This window comes from Mesorhizobium silamurunense (assembly GCF_014843825.1).
In the GTDB taxonomy this organism is placed as follows: domain Bacteria; phylum Pseudomonadota; class Alphaproteobacteria; order Rhizobiales; family Rhizobiaceae; genus Mesorhizobium; species Mesorhizobium silamurunense.
Window position 1 is genome coordinate 1 of record NZ_JHQR01000483.1, and the last position, 1,138, is coordinate 1,138.

Here is a 1,138-nt window from a genome sequence, read left to right on the forward strand (position 1 = left end):
CGGACTCTTATGTCAGGCGAGAACCACTATGGGTCAGGCCCGAGGGCATGCTTTCGGCGTCCGAGGAAAAATGGCCGGCCCACGCCGGGCCCTCTCTTTCAGTCGCGATGCTCGGGCATGGCCTTCAGCCGGTCCTTCGTCCAGTTGGCGACGGTGTGGAGTCGCCGTCCTCGTCCCGCATAAAATCGAGCTGGCTGGTGGCAACGGCGACAGGCTTGGCGCCGATGCCGAGGCGAAGGGGCTCTCCCGAGCCGGGTGCTGATCATCGGGAGCCGGTTTCTTGTTCGGCTTGGGTTCGGTCTTGAGGAGCGCCATCTTGGCAATGAGATAGTCCGCCCGGTTTGTCCGATAGTCTTCCTTGTGGTCAGACGTTTTGTGGACAGACATTTTGATCAACGCGGATCGGCGTCCACTCGTTCCGGCACGGCACCGAAGGCCGCTGGCACGGCCTGGCCGTTCGGCTCAATGGAGCCCGCGCTAGCCCCGCCGCTTCGCCTTGAGGCTGCGCGCGGCCTGCTCGATCGCGGCGCGGTCGCTGCCCAGCCGGTCGATCAGTTCCTGCGCCTCGTCGCCCGATATGCCGGTGCGCACCGCCAGTTCCTCGACCGTCAGGATGTCGGCGCTGGCGATCTCGCCCGCAGTCTGCGGCAGCGCTGCCTCGCGGTCGATCTCCGCCTCGGCCTGCTGCCAGTGCCGGTCGTGATTGCCGAACAGCCGGCCCTCGCGCTCCCAGATCTCATAGGCACGCTGCCTGATCTTTGCCAACCGATCGTCGCCCATTGTCCGTTCCTCCATTTCAGCCTTTGTTGAAACGCAGGGAACGGCCGAACGATCCCAGTAATTCTCGCGATCGCATGAGCGTGAATGCCTCTTCGAGACCCGGCGTGACTCCAACGCGCTCGTGCCTCTATAGGATGGATGAAGCATCGCCCCTGCCCGGAGCCGCCCCGTGTCCCCTACCCTCCTCCCCGCCCTCCGCGCCGCCTGTCCCAACGCCACCATCTGGAACGCCGCCGAGCTCGCCTCTCGCGATCCCGGCTTCGACACCCGCAATTTCGGCGCCTCCGCCCTTGTGCGCCCGGCCGACACCGCGGGCGTCGCGGTGCTGGTGCGGTTCTGCGCGGAGCGTGGCATCGGG

2 protein-coding genes and 1 pseudogene are annotated in these 1,138 nt (G+C 66.3%); 1 reads left to right on the plus strand and 2 read right to left on the minus strand.

The features are described 5' to 3' along the window. Positions 1–98: 98 nt before the first annotated feature. Together DH10_RS37505 and DH10_RS36115 are read right to left on the minus strand one after the other, a co-directional pair. A pseudogene (locus DH10_RS37505) lies at positions 99–232 on the minus strand (PRC-barrel domain containing protein); the annotation flags it as partial. 245 nt (positions 233–477) lie between these two features. Then, the gene (locus DH10_RS36115) at positions 478–780 is read right to left on the minus strand and encodes a DUF2934 domain-containing protein (RefSeq protein ID WP_192247486.1); all 303 of its coding nucleotides are present in this window, start codon (positions 778–780) and stop codon (positions 478–480) included. A gap of 169 nt (positions 781–949) precedes the next feature. Here DH10_RS36115 and DH10_RS36120 point away from each other — a divergent pair. Further along, positions 950–1,138 (plus strand): hypothetical protein (locus DH10_RS36120; RefSeq protein ID WP_210327897.1); only part of this gene is annotated, 189 nt, incomplete at its 3' end.